Genomic DNA, 15,157 nt, shown 5'->3' with positions numbered 1-15,157 from the left:
AAAATATTTTAGGTGTTTTATAAATAAAGATGCAATAAATACAAATTCAAGAAATCTATACCCAAAGAAATAGTTATTTTTGTTAGAAATTACGAAAACAGACTTTGAGTTTATATAAAAATCTTTTCAAGCAAACAGCCATTTACGGACTCGCAACGGTTTTGCCGAGAATGCTGAGTTTCTTGCTGGTTATGGTCCATACAGACAAGCTCGTGAAAGCCGATTATGGAGAAACGACCATACTTTTGGCCTACATGGTTTTCTTCAATGTCATTCTTTCCTACGGAATGGAAACCGCTTTTTTTCGTTTTTATAATTCAGAAGACAATAAAAAAAATGTGGTTGAAACGTCCACGATTTCCATTTTTTGGACTTCCATTGGGTTTTTATTTCTTTCGCTTTTTTTTAGAAATACACTCTCAAGTTGGATAAATGTTGAAGTTGAATTTGTTACCTACGCCATTTGGATTTTAGTTCTAGATGCATTGGTCATCATTCCATTTTCCAAATTAAGAGCCGAGCAAAGGCCAATTGTTTATGCTGTTATCAAGATTGGAAACGTAGTGGTCAATATGGCGCTAAACTTGTTTTTCCTATTGTATCTTCCAGAAATCGCACAAAATAATCCCGACACTTTTCTTGCTACAATTTACTTTGAAGAATTTCAAGTAGGTTATATTTTCATGGCTAATCTAATTGCAAGCTTCGTCACATTTTTAGTGCTTTCTCCAAACTATTTGCATGTAAAATGGCATTTTGATTTCAAGCTTTGGAAAAAAATGATGCAATACGGTTTCCCGATTTTGATCGCCGGAATTGCATTTGCCGTCAACGAACATTTGGATAAAATTATATTAGAACATCTCCTTCCAAAAGATATCGGTAAAGCAGAAGTTGGAGCCTACGCTGCATGCTACAAATTGGGATTATTTATGGTTTTGTTTGCAACGGCTTTCCGTTTGGGAATCGAACCTTTTTTCTTCAGTCATGCGAAAAACGAAAACGCAAAACAGACCTATGCCGTTATCACCAAATTTTTTGTCATTTTCGGTTCACTTATATTGTTGACCGTAATCGTATTTGCCGATTTGTTGAAGATGATCATGATTAAAGATGAATCCTATTGGGAAGCAATGAAAGTTGTTCCTTTGATTATCTTGGCAAATTTCTTTTTAGGCATTTACAACAATCTTTCGGTTTGGTATAAGTTAACCGACAAGACTAAAATAGGAGCCTATATTTCGATTATCGGCGCGCTATTGACTTTGGCATTAAATTATCTTCTTATTCCAAAATACAGCTATATGGGTTCGGCAATTGGTACTATAATTGCCTACGGAAGTATGATGGTTATTTCGTATATCCTCGGGAATAAATACTATCCAGTTCCCTATGATATGAAAAAAATCGGAGGCTATTTGGGAGTTTCCATTCTATTCTCAATTCTCTCGTTCTATTTTTTCAGGGAGAATTATTTTATCGGAATTCCACTGATTCTGGTATTCACATATTTCATCTATTACAACGAAAAAGAAACATTAAATAAAATTATAAAAAGAAAAGCATAAGCATCGATGGAGATAAAAATCATAAACAAATCGAAACATCCTTTACCAAATTACGAAACCATAGCTTCGGCTGGAATGGATTTAAGAGCCAATCTTTCTGAATCAATAATATTAAATCCATTAGAGAGAGCAATCGTAAAAACCGGACTTTTCATCGAATTACCGATTGGCTTCGAAGCACAAGTTCGACCAAGAAGTGGCCTTTCGGCAAAAAAAGGAATCACGGTCCTGAACTCTCCTGGAACAGTTGATGCCGATTATCGTGGCGAAATTGGAGTGATTTTAGTAAATTTATCCAATGAACCTTTCGTAGTAGAAAACGGCGAAAGAATTGCCCAATTGATCATCGCAAAACACGAACGAGCCGAATGGATTGAAGTTCAGGAATTATCTGAAACTTCAAGGGGAGAAGGCGGTTTTGGTTCGACCGGAGTGAAGTAGTGTTCAGTCACAGTTAACAGTATTTAGTCATAAACAGTAGAAAAACTTTGTGAATTTTGCGAAAAAAACTTTGCGAACTTTGCGGTTAAAAAAATAAAAAACATGAAAATAATAGTACCAATGGCAGGCCGTGGATCTCGTTTAAGACCACACACATTAACAGTTCCAAAACCATTAATTCCAGTAGCAGGAAAGCCAATCGTTCACCGTTTGGTAGAAGATATTGCTGGGGTTTTGAACCAAGATATTGAAGAAGTAGCGTTTGTAATCCACGAAAGTTTCGGGAAAAAAGTAGAAGAAGATTTGATTGCCATTGCAGAAAAATTAGGAGCTAAAGGAACCATTTACTATCAGAATGAAGCTTTGGGAACAGGTCACGCGATTATGTGTGCAAAGGATTCCTTAAGCGGTCCGGCGGTTATCGCTTATGCCGATACGTTAATCCGTGCCGATTTTGATTTGGATAAAACTGCCGATAGCGTAATTTGGGTGAAGCAAGTAGACGAACCGGAAGCTTTTGGCGTTATTAACTTGAATGACAACAACGAAATCATCGAATTGGTTGAAAAGCCTAAAGAATTCGTTTCGGATTTGGCAGTAATCGGAATTTATTATTTCAAGGATATTTCGGTGTTGAAAGACGAACTTCAATTGGTGATTGACAACAACATCATTCACGGTGGCGAATACCAAATCAACGACGGAATCAAGCAGATGATGGCAAAGGGTATGAAATTTGTACCAGGAAAAGTAGACGAATGGATGGATTGCGGAAACAAGAACGTTACCGTTGAAACCAATTCGAGAATGCTTGGATTTTTGCATAACGACGGTGAAAATTTGGTAGACAAAGACATCAAGTCTGAAAACTCAACGATAATTCCACCTTGTTTCATAGATAAAGATGTTATTCTAATTAATGCAACAGTTGGTCCGAACGTTTCGCTTGGAAAAGGTTGTCACGTAACCAATGCCACGATTAAAAACAGTTTGGTTCAAAATCATTCACATATAAAAAATGCTAATTTGGATAACGCCATGATTGGAAGTCATGCGAGTTTTGATGGGAATTTCACATCCATCAGCATTGGTGATTATTCGGTTTTAGAATAAAAATAAAATGAAGAAATTAGTCTTACTCATAATTTTTGGAATCCTTCTTTCCAATCCGATTTCGGTTTTTGCCCAAGCAGAACCGGAAGCTATTGGTTTGGAAACCGATGAATTCCAAGAACTTTTCTTTGAAGCATTAAAACAAAAAGGAATCGAAAATTATGATAGGGCAATTGTAGCATTGGAAAAATGTTTGAAGCTTCAACCTGAAAACGCCAACGTTTATAACGAATTGGGTAAAAATTATTTGAAGATTAAGGATTATAAAAATGCTTACGACTCATTCGAAAAAGCAACCAAAATCGATCCAAAAAACAAATGGTTCTGGAACGGAATGTACGATGTTTGCTATCAAACACAGGATTACAACCAATCAATCATCATCGTTACAAAACTGATTGAATTCGATAAAGGCTACAAGGAAGATTTGGTTTCGTTGTATATGTACACCCAGCAATTCGACAAGGCTTTGGCGTTGATCAATGAGTTGAACGAAAATGTTGGAAAATCTGAAAAGCGAAATAATTATAAATTGCAGATTCTCCAGCAGGCCAAATACCAAGGAAGTGAAAAGGAAAATCTGGTGGAATTGATTAAGAATCATCCGAAAGAAGAGGCCAATTATATTTCGCTGATTTATTTGTATTCTACCAGCAATGAAGAAGAAAAAGCGCTTGAAGTGGCGAAGCAACTCGAAAAGGAAATTCCACAATCGGCTTGGGCCCAAGTGAGTCTTTTTAAATTTCATTTGAACAATAACGACGGCGACAAGGCAGTTATTTCCATGAATAAAGTATTGGACAGCGATGAAGTTGACAGCAAAATCAAGCACAGAATTCTAAATGAATTTCTGATTTTTGCTACAAAAAATCCAAAATACGAACCTGCTTTAGAAAAGGCTATCGCTTATTTTGAAAATGAAAAGGAAGTGGATGTTGCCAAGGAAATCGGAAAATTCTATCAGAATAAAAAAGACTGGAACAAGGCGATAAAATATTATGAAATGGAAGAAAGTGTGAATCCTACGAATCTGGAAAACACGATGCTTTTGTTTCAGGCTTATGCCGAAAACCAACAGTTCAAGGAGCTTTCGAAAAAGGCAGAAAATATGATGGAGTTGTTCCCGTCGAAACCAGAATTTTATTATTATGCTGGTTTGGCAAACAATCAGCTAAAGAATTTCAAGAAGGCAAAAGACATTCTCGAAACCGGAATTGATTATTTGGTAGAAAATAAGGCGATGGAAATCAATTTCAATATCCAATTGGGAGAAGCCTACAATGGTTTGGGCGATATGAAGAAAAAAGAAACCTATTTCCTAAAAGCCGACACATTATTGAAAAAATAAAACGATGAAAAAGATAAAATGTACATATTTGGTGATGCTGATAGGATTCGCAACGATGGTTTCGTGCAAATCGAAAGCCGTTATTTCCGAAGCATCGGCAACTAAAACGATGAGTGCCGAAAAGGTGATTGACAATCATTACGACACCAAGAAAGATTTCAAAACAGCTTACATCAAAGCGGATGTGGGTTATAAAGACGACAAACAGAGCCTAAATGTTTCGGCAGATATTCGCATCAAAAAAAACGAGCAAATATTGTTGAGCATCCGTTTTTTTGGAATCACAATGGCGAAAGCGTTAATTACGCCAAAAGAAGTGAAATATTATGAAAAATCAGGCAACAAATATTTTGAAGGCGATTATACCACATTAAGCAAATGGTTGGGAACAGATTTGGATTTTCAAAAGGTGCAGAACATGTTGATTGGTCAAGCTTTTGATGATTTGAACAAAGGAAAATACGATTCTTCAATTGAAGATGGATTGTATAAATTGAATGATAAATCCAATAAAAATACCGAGAAAGCGTTCTTTTTTGAAGCCTCTCAATTTCTTATCAAAAAGCAGGAAATCAGCCAGAAGGCAAAAAAAAGAATGCTCAAAGTGAGCTATCCGAATCACAAGGATTATCCAGAAGTTATCTTGCCAACCCAACTAGTCATTGAAGCATTGCAAGACAATAAAGCCACGAAAATTGATATCGAATACAAATCGGCTACGTTCAATGAGGAATTATCTTTCCCTTATAGTGTTCCGAGTGGCTATGATAGAATTTTTATTGATTAGATTTGCATAAATATTTCAGAAAAATGTCAAAATACATTCTTACCCTTCTTCTACTTTTAGTCACTTCGTTTTCGTGGAGCCAGACGCAACAGGAGAAATTGGAGCAACGAAAAGCCCAACTTATCGAAGAAATAAAGGAACAAGAACGTTTGTTGAAAAGCCAAGACCAGAAACAAAAATCGGTCTTGACAACCATTATTCAGCAAAAAGAAAAGATCAGACTTCGTGAAAACTTGATTCACACAACAGAAAAACAAGCCAGAATCTTAAAGGACGGAATGTATCTGAACCAGCTTGCTATCAATAAACTAAATCGTGAACTTAAGGATTTGAAAGAAGATTATGCTCAGATGATTGTAAAATCATACAAAAGCCGTTCAGAGCAAAGCCGTGCGATGTTTTTATTGTCTTCTGAAAATTTTCTTCAAGCGTATAAAAGAGCCCAGTATATGAAACAATATGCGAGCTACAGAAAAACGCAAGGCGATGAAATCAAGGTGAAAAGCGACAAGCTAGCCGATTTGAATGTAAAGCTTGATGTTCAAAAAACAGAAAAACAAAAACTGATAAAAGAGCAGGAACAAGAACGAATTGTACTTCAAAAAGAAAAAGAAGAACAAGAAAAGCTTGCCAATTCGATCAAAAAAGACAAAAAGAAGATTGCTGCCGAAATCAAGAAAAAGCAACAGGAAACCCGTGCTATTGATAAAAAAATAGATAAGTTAATCAAAGAAGCGATTGCTGAAGCCAATAGAAAAGCGGCGGCGGCGGCCAAAAAAGCAAATCCAAAAACCACTGCGGCAGCAACAAAAGCAACTGAAACTTCATCCAAAATAGTCTTGACTCCTGAAGCAAAAATTGTTTCGGATAATTTTAAAGCCAATAAAGGAAAATTACCTTGGCCGGTTGAAAAGGGACAAATCACCTTGAAGTTCGGTAATCAGCCACACCCGGAAATTAGTTCTTTGAAAATACACAGCAGTGGAATAGAAATTTCTACAACCGATGGTTCAAATGCAAGAGCGGTTTTTGATGGAGAAGTATATAGTGTGATCTATGTTTCACCGGTTCAGAAATCGGTTATGATACAGCATGGAGATTTCTTTACGGTATATCATAATTTGAGCAGTGTTTCGGTAAGCAAAGGTGACAAGGTAAGCCGTAAACAAACCATTGGAAAAATCAGGACCAGTGGCGATACAGGAAAAACAGTATTGAAGTTTATGATTTCCCAAAACACAACGTACACAAATCCTCAAAGTTGGCTGACACCAATGTAAGTTTAAAAAACATCATAAAAAAAGGCGGTTGAAAATTTTCAACCGCCTTTTTGCTTTTTAATGTAGACTATTAAAGATCGTTCAACATCTTCGAAATCTCATCCAGTTTTGGAGTAAGGATGATTTCGATTCTACGGTTTTTTGCTTTTCCTTCGGCTGTGTCATTCGATGCTAAAGGCGAATATTCTCCTCTTCCCGCAGCAGTAAGGCTTTGCTTGTTTATCGCTTTGTTTTCAGCAAGGATAGCAACAATTGCTGTGGCTCTTTTTGTAGATAAATCCCAGTTGTTTTCTATTTGGCCAACAGCACCAGCAAATTTATCGTTATCGGTATGTCCTTCAATCAAAATGGTAATATCTGGATTTACAGCCAAAACTTTTCCTAATTCTGTAACCGCTTTTTTACCTTCGGTTCCAACGGCCCAGCTTCCGGTTTGGAACAACAATTTGTTTTCCATGGAAACATAGACTTTTCCGTTTTTTTGTTCAACCGTCAAACCTTTTCCCTCAAATGCATTCAATGCTTTTGATAAAGTTTCCTTTAATTTTTTCATCGCAGCTTCTTTTGAAGAAATCATACCTTCAAGTTCGGCTACACGATTGGAGCGCTCTTGGAAATCGGCCATCAATTTATTCAAACGTTCTTGTTCAGCGGCTAAGGCTTTTTCTTTTGCTTCCAATTTTGCTAATAATTCACGGTTTTTATCAAGATTGGTTTTCAAGACATCGTCGCTGTTTTTTTCCAAAGCACTGTAGGAGGATTGTAAATTCTTCAAATTGTTGCTTGAAGCGGTATAATCTGCAAGAAGTTTGTCGCGTTCGGCTTTCAGTTTATCGTATTCTTTTTGCAAAGAAGCTTGATCAAGTTCCAGCTTGTTTTTTGCTTTCAGTAATTCTTCATTTTCATCGGCAATTTTGCGGTTTTCTTTCTTTTGGTTGGCCAATTTGTTTTCCAGGTCATTGTATACTTTTTTAGAAACACATGAAGTAGACAAAGCCAGCACAAGGAGTGCCATCGAAACTCTTTTTATCATCTTAATTATTTTAGGTACTTATTTATTTTTATTCAATTTCAATCATAACCGGGCAATGGTCAGAATGTTTTGCATCGGGCAGAATCAAGGCTCGTTGCAATTTATTTTCAATTCCATTGCTCACCAAAATATAATCAATTCGCCAGCCTTTATTATTTCCTCTTGCTCCAGCTCTGTAACTCCACCACGTGTAATGGTGAGGATCTTTGTTGAAATGTCTGAAGCTGTCCGTAAAACCGTTTTTCATAAATATATCCAGCCATGCTCTTTCTTCGGGGAGGAAACCCGAAACGGTTTTGTTTCGAACAGGGTCATGAATGTCAATTGCCTCGTGACAGATATTGTAATCGCCACCAATGATAAGGTTTGGAATTTCCTTTCGCAATTCCGTTACATAATCCTGAAATTCTTTCATATACAAGAATTTATGATCAAGTCTCGCAATGTTTGTTCCTGAGGGCAAATACAAGCTCATCACCGAATAATCGTCAAAATCCAAACGAAGGTTTCTTCCTTCAAAATCCATATAATCTATTCCGGTTCCAAAAACTACATTGTTGGGTTTGATTTTCGAAAGAACAGCCACACCGCTGTAGCCTTTCTTTTGTGCGGAAAACCAATAATGATAAGGATAGCCTGCTTTTTCAAATTCTTCAACAGGAATCTGGTCTTTCGTTGCTTTAATTTCCTGAAGACAAATAACATCAGGATTGGCTTGTTGCAACCAATCAATAAAACCTTTAGAGATTGCGGCTCTAATACCGTTTACATTATATGAAATAATCTTCATTGCGAATAAAATTTTGTCTTTTTCAAAAGTAGGCAAAAAGGTTTAATTTTTATAAAAAACTACTATTTTCAGTGAATAAAGAAATGGAAACTTGACGCGTCGGGAGTTGCTTTTATAACAAGTTTTGCTATCTTTGTTTTTACCAAATAAATTAAAAGCATAGATGGGTTTAGTAACCGCAAAGGAAGTTGCAAAAGCAATAAACACTGAAAAATACGGGATTTTTGGAACTTTTTCAGGGTGGTTACTGATGAAGATTCTAAAGATTTCCACCTTAAACGATATCTACGACAGGAATAAGCATTTAAAAGATGTTGAATTCCTAAATGCCATATTGGATGAATTCCAAATAAAATTTGAAATACCAGAAGAAGATCTGAAGCGTCTGCCAAAAGACGGTGCTTATATTACCATTTCAAATCATCCGCTTGGAGGAATTGATGGTATTTTATTGTTGAAATTAATGCTTGAAAGAGAGCCAAATTTCAAGATTATCGCCAACTTTCTTTTACATCGAATTGATCCGATGAAACCTTATATCATGCCGGTTAATCCTTTTGAAAATCATAAGGATGCAAAATCGAGCGTGATTGGAATCAAGGAAACGTTGCGTCATTTGAGTGATGGAAAACCTTTGGGAATGTTTCCTGCGGGAGAAGTTTCTACTTACAGAGACGGGAAATTAGTGGTAGATAAAGCCTGGGAAGAAGGAGCAATCAAAGTAATCCGAAAAGCACAAGTTCCTGTAGTTCCGATTTATTTTCATGCAAAGAACAGCCGATTGTTTTATCTATTGTCCAAATTAGGCGGAACTTTAAGAACAGCTAAACTTCCTTCTGAATTGTTGACTCAAAAAGATAGGATTATAAAGGTCCGTATCGGTAAAGCAATTTCTGTTGCGGAACAGAATGAATACCAGTCGATTGAGGATTATTCAGAATTCTTAAGAAAGAAAACCTACATGCTTGCGAATCCTTTCGAAAAAGAAAGCAAGCTCTTGACGACACCTACTTTAAAAATACCAAAAAGCCCAAAAGAAATTGCCACAGCGGCCAATCATGATAAGATTGTTGACGAAGTAATAAACGTTCGAAACTTAGGATGCAGATTATTGCAGAGCAAGAATTATGAAGTGTTTTTTGTTGAAGCCGATAAGATACCGAATATCCTACATGAGCTTGGACGTCTTCGCGAAATTACTTTCCGAGAGGTGGGAGAAGGAACAAACGAATCAATTGATATCGATAAGTTTGATAAATATTACCATCACATGTTCCTTTGGGATGAAGATACGCAAAAAATTGCAGGAGCATACAGAATGGGATTGGGATCAGAGATTTTTCCAAAATATGGAATCGACGGATTTTATCTTCAGGAATTATTCCGTTTTGAGCCGGAACTTTTTGATATGATGAACAAGTCTATCGAAATGGGAAGGGCTTTTATTGTAAAAGAATACCAGCAAAAACCGATGCCATTGTTTTTACTTTGGAAGGGAATCGTTCATACTACGTTGCGTTATCCAGAGCATAAATACCTTATTGGAGGCGTAAGTATCAGTAATCAGTTTTCAGATTTCTCAAAATCATTGATGATTGAGTTTATGAAATCTAATTACTACGATCCTTATATTGCACAATATATTCATCCGAAAAAAGAATACAAGGTAAAACTTAAAGATGCCGATAAAGATTTTATTTTCGATGAAGCCGAATCCGACTTGAATAAGTTCGATAAAATTATCGACGAGCTTGAACCTGGAAGTTTGCGTTTGCCTGTATTGATTAAGAAATACATCAAGCAAAATGCAAGAGTGGTAGCTTTTAACGTAGACCCTTTATTTAATAACGCAGTTGATGGGCTTATGTACATCAGAATCGCTGACATACCAGAAAGTACCATGAAACCGGTTATGGAAGAGTTTCAAGCAGAACTTGAGAGGAAATTAGCGGAAAAAGGGGAATAAAAAAGGGAAAGTATTTATTAATTGAAGTAATAAACGTATCCTACATTCAAAGTAGCAGAATAATCATTTGTTTTATTCTCTGGATATTTATCTTTATCAGGATTCATCCCGTCCATCCAGTCTGTAAAATAATACTGCAATCTCGCATCAAGAATTAAGGCATGGTAATCTGCCAATTTATAACGGAAACCAATACTTGTAGTCAAAGAAGCAGCTATCCCAGAATCGCTTTTGAAACCATCAACATACTTAACAGGAACAGTTGTAGAGGATCCAATAGGTCCTAATGCAGATTTTGCTTTTACATTGTAACTGGTAATTTGAGTACCAGCACTGATGTATGGGCTAAATGTTGCACCGCTATAATCGTCAGTTTTAAAAGGATAGTATTCTAATTGCACACCAACGTTTCCAGTTTTAAGCTCACTAGTCATAGCTCGTAATTGTTGTGCAAATAGCTTGTCACCTTCTATATATTTTCCATAATGCTGCATTTCAACTTTTGTTAACGATGCCTCTAAACGAATCTTGAAATTATCTGCAAAACGGGAACGATCGTTGTCTAGTGAAATGTAGTAGAAGATACCAGCGGAGATACCTACATTTTTAATGGCGTTATCAAAATCACCTTTCTCTCCAAAATCAGACTGAAAAAACACAGGACCTGCCATTATACCAATTTCTTGGTAAGTATTTCCGTATTGAGCTTTTACAGATGCACAGCTAATTAAAACCACGAATGATGTTATTATTTTTTTCAGCATAATAAATAAAGATTTCAGATGTAAAGATTGGCAAATATATAAAAACAAATATCACTTATAAAATATATATAAGAAATAGTTGATTTTGACTTAAAATGCTAACGAAAACTTTTAATAGGCTGTACAAAAAGCTGATTTCATTAAGATTTCTTAACAAAAGCGTAATTTTACTGAGAATATAAAAAAACTACAAAAGCTATTTACTTAAAATTGTATATTTGTCCAATCAACGAAAACGTTTTCAAGAGCGTTAATAACTTAAAAATCATGTCACAAAGTATTCAATCATTTGTTGAAGCAGTTGCTAAAAGAAACCAAAACGAGCCTGAATTTATGCAGGCTGTACACGAAGTTGCTGAAACAGTAATTCCGTTTATTGAAGAAAATAAAAAATACCAGAACAAGATGCTTCTGGAAAGAATGGTTGAAGCCGAGCGTATCATCACATTCCGTATTGTATGGATTGATGATGCTGGAAATACTCAGGTTAACCGTGGTTACAGAATCCAGATGAACTCTGCAATCGGGCCATACAAAGGAGGAATTCGTTTTCATCCATCAGTAAATTTAAGTATTTTGAAATTCCTTGCTTTCGAGCAAACGTTCAAAAACAGTTTAACTACTTTGCCAATGGGTGGAGGAAAAGGTGGAGCTGACTTTGATCCAAAAGGGAAATCAGACAATGAAGTAATGCGTTTCTGTCAAGCTTTTATGACTGAATTGGCAAAACACATCGGTGGAAACACTGACGTTCCAGCTGGAGATATCGGTGTTGGAGGAAGAGAAGTGGGTTACATGTTTGGTCAATATAAAAGATTAAGAAACGAATTTACTGGAGTTTTAACTGGTAAAGGAATTTCTTTCGGAGGATCGTTAATCCGTCCTGAAGCTACTGGATATGGAGATGTTTACTTCGCACAAAGTATGTTGGGAACAAGAGGCGACAGTTTTACAGGAAAAACAGTAGTTATTTCTGGTTCTGGAAACGTGGCGCAATATGCTGCTCAAAAAGCAACCCAATTAGGAGGAAAAGTAGTTACTATGTCTGATTCATCAGGATACATCCATGATGCTGATGGAATTGATGCTGAGAAATTGGCACATGTAATGGAAATCAAAAACGAATTGAGAGGTAGAATTAGTGATTATTTGAAAAAATATCCATCTGCAAAATTCGTAGAAGGAAAACGTCCATGGGAAGTAAAATGTGATATTGCATTGCCATGTGCTACTCAAAACGAATTAAACGAAGAAGAAGCTAAGGCTTTGGTAGCAAATGGATGTATCTGTGTTGCAGAAGGAGCTAATATGCCATCAACTCCTGAGGCAGTTGTGGTTTTCCAAAACGCAAAAATCTTATTTGCACCAGGAAAAGCATCTAATGCAGGTGGTGTTGCAACTTCAGGTCTTGAAATGTCACAAAACTCTTTGAGATTAAGCTGGACTTCAGAAGAAGTTGACGAAAGATTAAAAAGAATCATGCTGGATATCCACGCTTCATGTGTAAAATACGGTTCTGATGCTTCAGGATATGTAGATTATGTGAAAGGGGCTAACATTGCAGGATTTGTAAAAGTTGCGGATGCAATGCTTGCTCAAGGTGTTGTTTAATCAGTAAACTCATAAACATTTAAAAATGCTCTCTATATTGAGGGCATTTTTTTTGCTTCGTATATTAAAAATCAAATAAATTCGTTTTGTACTATATTTGTCTTAGCAATAAATCCATAATGAAATATTTTTTCCAAGTTTTTTTCTTCTTTATTTCAATACAAGTTGGTTTCTCCCAGAACAGTAAGAGCTGGAATAGTTATTTCAGTTATAATGAAGTGAAAGATGTTTCAGAATCGACAAATAAGGTTTTTGCGGCTTCAGAAAATGCGCTCTTTTCTAAAAGTGACATTACAAATGAAATAAAAACAACTAATACAATTGATGGTTTGCCAGGTCAGACCATTTCGGCAATTTACCACAGCCAAACTTTTAATCGAACGCTTATAGGTTATGAAAATGGACTGTTAATGATCATCAATGAAGGCGATGGAACGATGAAAACCGTTGTAGACATCATCAATAAGCAAATAAATCCCACAATAAAAAAAATCAACCACATTACGGAACATGAAGGAATTGCTTATATTTCTTGTGATTTCGGGATGGTGCAATATAATTTGGCAACGCTTCAATTTGGGGACACTTATTTTATCGGGGATAATGGCGCCGAAATTAAGGTTTTTCAAAGTGTAGTATTCAACGGATTTATTTATGCCGCAACCGAAAGTTCTGGGATCCGTAGAGCAAATGTTTCAAGTCCAAATTTGATAAATTATAACGAATGGGCAAATATTGCTCCGGGTTATTGGTTAGGTGTAGAAGCAATAGGAAATCAATTGGTTGCAGTCAATACAAGTTCAAATGTCCATCGATATAATGGAGCTACTTTTCAGCCTTTCATTCAATTGTTTCAACAACCATTAGACTTAAGAGAAAATGAAGGCTCACTGGTAGCAACTACTCAAAGCAGTGTTTATGTTTACAACGAACAATTAGCACAAATTCTGCAAATAAACGCAAATCAAATTACAGAAGTACAGGCAGTTTTTACTTGCGCAACTGTTGTAAATGGGAAAGTTTATATTGGTACAAAAGAACACGGACTGATAACAACATCACTCAACAACCCTTTCACATTTGATTTTTTAAGTCCAGATGGACCCGAACGAAATGAAATTTTTGCCGTTAATGCTTCAACGGATAATATTTGGGCAGTATTCGGAGGATATGATTATGGATATGATCCCCATCTTTATTCTGGATCTGGTCCTTCTTTATTCGGTATCGGAAAATTCATAGCAAACAAGTGGTTAAGTATTCCAAAAGAAGATGTACTAGGAGCGAGGTCTCTTTCTAAAATAACGATAAATCCAACCAATCCTTCCCAAGTTTATATAAGTTCCTATCATTCGGGCTTGCTAAAATTAGAAAATGATATACCTACTAATCTGTTTGACCAAACGAATAGTGCTCCAAACGGACCGGAAACGTTGACCTTTGTGCCTAATTATACAAGTATTAGGATAAATGGAACTGCTTTTGACAAAGAGGGTAATCTATGGGTGACAAATTCTCGTGTTGTAAAAGCTCTAAAAGTATTAAAACCAAATGGTCAATGGCAAACTTTTTCAACAGAAAATGTAGTAGATGACCAAACACAATTGAATATAGATCAATTAAAAATTGATAAAAATGGAACAAAATGGATGGCATCTTCTTTTGGAGTACTTGCATTCAATGAAAATATAAATTCCTTCAAGAAAATAGATATGGCGGACGGAAATTTACCAACCAACGTAGTTCGTACGATAGCAATCGATAATAGAAATCAACTCTGGATTGGAACTATAAAAGGATTGCGAATCTTGTCAAGTGTCGACAGATTCAATGCTGATGAGCAAATGGCCACCAACCCAATTATAATAATGGAGGAAGGCGTTGCTCAAGAATTATTATATGAGCAATTCATAACAGATATTGTAGTTGACGGCGCCAACAACAAATGGATTGGAACTGCCGAATCAGGTGTTTTCCAAGTCTCTTCAAACGGACAGCAAATTCTTCAAAGGTTTACGATTTCAAATTCTCCATTGCCAAGTAATTCTATTCATGACATCGATATTAATCCAATAACAGGAGAAGTATTCTTTGCCACAACCAAAGGAATGGTCTCTTTCAAGGGATTCTCTACGACTGGGAATGATAATCTGCAAAACGTAAAAGTCTATCCAAATCCCGTTCGTCCGGAATATTATGGAACCGTAAAAATCACCGGATTGCTCGATAAGGCCAGAATAAAAATTACCGATATCGAAGGAAATCTTGTTCACGAAGTAGTTTCAGAAGGAGGAACTGTTGAATGGGACACGACGGCTTTTGGCAAATACAAAGTCGCTTCCGGAGTCTACATGATTTTTATTTCCGCCCAAGACGGAATAGAAACCAAAGTCAAAAAAGTAATGATTGTTCGATAGGTTTAAGGCAAAGGGTAAAAGGTCCGAGGATAGGACGGC

General features: G+C 36.1%; 12 protein-coding genes. 9 read left to right on the top strand and 3 right to left on the bottom strand.

What is annotated here, in order from left to right; all coding sequences use genetic code 11:
• Positions 1-104: 104 nt before the first annotated feature.
• The 6 genes from ACI6PS_RS04275 (at position 105) to ACI6PS_RS04250 (ending at position 6,537) form a co-directional block, all read left to right on the top strand.
• Positions 105-1,568 carry a lipopolysaccharide biosynthesis protein gene (locus tag ACI6PS_RS04275; protein WP_421011313.1) on the top strand — a complete coding sequence of 488 codons (1,464 nt, stop codon included), beginning with the start codon at positions 105-107 and terminating at the stop codon, positions 1,566-1,568.
• Between the two features lie 6 nt (positions 1,569-1,574).
• Positions 1,575-2,009 (top strand): dUTP diphosphatase, encoded by a 435-nt coding sequence (dut, locus tag ACI6PS_RS04270; RefSeq protein WP_421011312.1) that lies wholly within the window; start codon positions 1,575-1,577, stop codon positions 2,007-2,009.
• 102 nt (positions 2,010-2,111) lie between these two features.
• Positions 2,112-3,122, top strand: a complete 1,011-nt coding sequence (locus tag ACI6PS_RS04265) for a sugar nucleotidyltransferase (RefSeq protein ID WP_421011311.1) — start codon at positions 2,112-2,114, stop codon at positions 3,120-3,122.
• A gap of 7 nt (positions 3,123-3,129) precedes the next feature.
• Complete coding sequence (locus ACI6PS_RS04260; RefSeq protein WP_421011310.1) at positions 3,130-4,470, top strand: tetratricopeptide repeat protein; 1,341 nt, start codon at positions 3,130-3,132, stop codon at positions 4,468-4,470.
• Positions 4,471-4,474: 4 nt separating this feature from the next.
• Entirely contained in the window at positions 4,475-5,257 is a 783-nt protein-coding gene (locus ACI6PS_RS04255) for a DUF4292 domain-containing protein (protein ID WP_421011309.1), read from the top strand.
• A 23-nt stretch (positions 5,258-5,280) separates the two neighbouring features.
• Complete coding sequence (locus ACI6PS_RS04250) at positions 5,281-6,537, top strand: murein hydrolase activator EnvC family protein (protein WP_421011308.1); 1,257 nt, start codon at positions 5,281-5,283, stop codon at positions 6,535-6,537.
• Between the two features lie 70 nt (positions 6,538-6,607).
• Here the strand turns inward: ACI6PS_RS04250 and ACI6PS_RS04245 are convergent, their stop codons facing one another.
• On the bottom strand, positions 6,608-7,570 hold the full coding sequence (locus tag ACI6PS_RS04245; RefSeq protein WP_421011307.1) for an OmpA family protein: 963 nt from the start codon (positions 7,568-7,570) through the stop codon (positions 6,608-6,610).
• Positions 7,571-7,598: 28 nt separating this feature from the next.
• Positions 7,599-8,360, bottom strand: coding sequence for an exodeoxyribonuclease III (locus ACI6PS_RS04240; RefSeq protein WP_421011306.1), 762 nt, complete (start codon positions 8,358-8,360; stop codon positions 7,599-7,601).
• A 163-nt stretch (positions 8,361-8,523) separates the two neighbouring features.
• Here ACI6PS_RS04240 and ACI6PS_RS04235 point away from each other — a divergent pair, with 163 nt between their 5' ends.
• Positions 8,524-10,326, top strand: a complete 1,803-nt coding sequence (locus ACI6PS_RS04235; protein WP_421011305.1) for a GNAT family N-acyltransferase — start codon at positions 8,524-8,526, stop codon at positions 10,324-10,326.
• 17 nt (positions 10,327-10,343) lie between these two features.
• On the opposite strand, the gene ACI6PS_RS04230 is transcribed toward ACI6PS_RS04235, so the two are convergent.
• Positions 10,344-11,090 carry a THC0290_0291 family protein gene (locus ACI6PS_RS04230; protein ID WP_421011304.1) on the bottom strand — a complete coding sequence of 249 codons (747 nt, stop codon included), beginning with the start codon at positions 11,088-11,090 and terminating at the stop codon, positions 10,344-10,346.
• A 267-nt stretch (positions 11,091-11,357) separates the two neighbouring features.
• Here ACI6PS_RS04230 and gdhA point away from each other — a divergent pair, with 267 nt between their 5' ends.
• Both gdhA and ACI6PS_RS04220 read left to right on the top strand, forming a co-directional pair.
• Positions 11,358-12,701 carry an NADP-specific glutamate dehydrogenase gene (gdhA, locus tag ACI6PS_RS04225; RefSeq protein WP_421011303.1) on the top strand — a complete coding sequence of 448 codons (1,344 nt, stop codon included), beginning with the start codon at positions 11,358-11,360 and terminating at the stop codon, positions 12,699-12,701.
• 119 nt (positions 12,702-12,820) lie between these two features.
• Entirely contained in the window at positions 12,821-15,118 is a 2,298-nt protein-coding gene (locus tag ACI6PS_RS04220) for a two-component regulator propeller domain-containing protein (protein ID WP_421011302.1), read from the top strand.
• Positions 15,119-15,157: the final 39 nt, after the last annotated feature.

It is taken from the genome of Flavobacterium sp. PLA-1-15, from assembly GCF_049060005.1.
Classification (GTDB): Bacteria; Bacteroidota; Bacteroidia; order Flavobacteriales; family Flavobacteriaceae; genus Flavobacterium.
The sequence above is the reverse complement of the archived record's forward strand: the minus strand, read 5'-3'. Positions and strand labels throughout refer to the sequence as shown.

Excerpts from the sequence above, each read along its gene's own strand:
- dut (WP_421011312.1), top strand. The coding sequence starts at position 1,575 with ATGGAGATAAAAATCATAAACAAATCGAAACATCCTTTACCAAATTAC.
- ACI6PS_RS04265 (WP_421011311.1), top strand. The coding sequence starts at position 2,112 with ATGAAAATAATAGTACCAATGGCAGGCCGTGGATCTCGTTTAAGACCA.
- ACI6PS_RS04260 (WP_421011310.1), top strand. The coding sequence starts at position 3,130 with ATGAAGAAATTAGTCTTACTCATAATTTTTGGAATCCTTCTTTCCAAT.
- ACI6PS_RS04255 (WP_421011309.1), top strand. The coding sequence starts at position 4,475 with ATGAAAAAGATAAAATGTACATATTTGGTGATGCTGATAGGATTCGCA.
- ACI6PS_RS04250 (WP_421011308.1), top strand. The coding sequence starts at position 5,281 with ATGTCAAAATACATTCTTACCCTTCTTCTACTTTTAGTCACTTCGTTT.
- ACI6PS_RS04245 (WP_421011307.1), bottom strand. The coding sequence starts at position 7,570 with ATGATAAAAAGAGTTTCGATGGCACTCCTTGTGCTGGCTTTGTCTACT.
- ACI6PS_RS04240 (WP_421011306.1), bottom strand. The coding sequence starts at position 8,360 with ATGAAGATTATTTCATATAATGTAAACGGTATTAGAGCCGCAATCTCT.
- ACI6PS_RS04235 (WP_421011305.1), top strand. The coding sequence starts at position 8,524 with ATGGGTTTAGTAACCGCAAAGGAAGTTGCAAAAGCAATAAACACTGAA.
- ACI6PS_RS04230 (WP_421011304.1), bottom strand. The coding sequence starts at position 11,090 with ATGCTGAAAAAAATAATAACATCATTCGTGGTTTTAATTAGCTGTGCA.
- gdhA (WP_421011303.1), top strand. The coding sequence starts at position 11,358 with ATGTCACAAAGTATTCAATCATTTGTTGAAGCAGTTGCTAAAAGAAAC.
- ACI6PS_RS04220 (WP_421011302.1), top strand. The coding sequence starts at position 12,821 with ATGAAATATTTTTTCCAAGTTTTTTTCTTCTTTATTTCAATACAAGTT.